At 43.6% G+C, this 534-nt stretch carries 1 protein-coding gene; it reads right to left on the bottom strand.

All coding sequences use genetic code 11. From position 1 onward, the window contains the following. Nucleotides 1-293: 293 nt before the first annotated feature. Nucleotides 294-534 (bottom strand): hypothetical protein (locus tag MiSe_RS49745; protein ID WP_226595023.1); only part of this gene is annotated, 241 nt, incomplete at its 5' end.

Genomic DNA, 534 nt, shown 5'->3' with positions numbered 1-534 from the left:
CAAAAGCTTTCCCTCGCTTTTTGTCCGCGCCAATCTCGTTGCCCAAAGCGGGCAATGATATCGTCGATCGCTTGGGTCATAATGGAATTTTACCTTCCCTAACTTTTGCTAAAACTTCCTCAAATTCTTTCATGGAATCCTTGCCTAAATTGTCAAGCAAGCTGTGAAGAATTGCTCTACCTAATAGCAGAAATTCAAAAGATTGGTTGCACTTTTGACTTGTTGAAGGAATATTGTCACCTCAACAGAAAAGTTGTCAGTAGCAATGCGAATTTGTTCTTCGGTTACTTTCATCAATCGCTCCATAGGAAAGGTACATCTTCTTCTACACCATGATGGCTAAGCCAATAATCGCGTTCTTCGTCGGGATCAGGAGGAGGTACGTAGGTCTGCCAATCAAAAATTTGGGTGATATCAGGATACCTCTTGGGCAAGCGCGGCGGTGCGTCCAATTGGAGCGGTGCTTTTTGGGGTGGAAATATATCTACATGTAAGTACCAATCCTCCTGAGTCAGCAGCAACCAGATTTGTTTG

Source organism: Microseira wollei NIES-4236, assembly GCF_020521235.1.
Classification (GTDB): Bacteria; Cyanobacteriota; Cyanobacteriia; order Cyanobacteriales; family Aerosakkonemataceae; genus Microseira; species Microseira wollei.
This window is presented reverse-complemented; position numbering and strand designations above follow the sequence as displayed.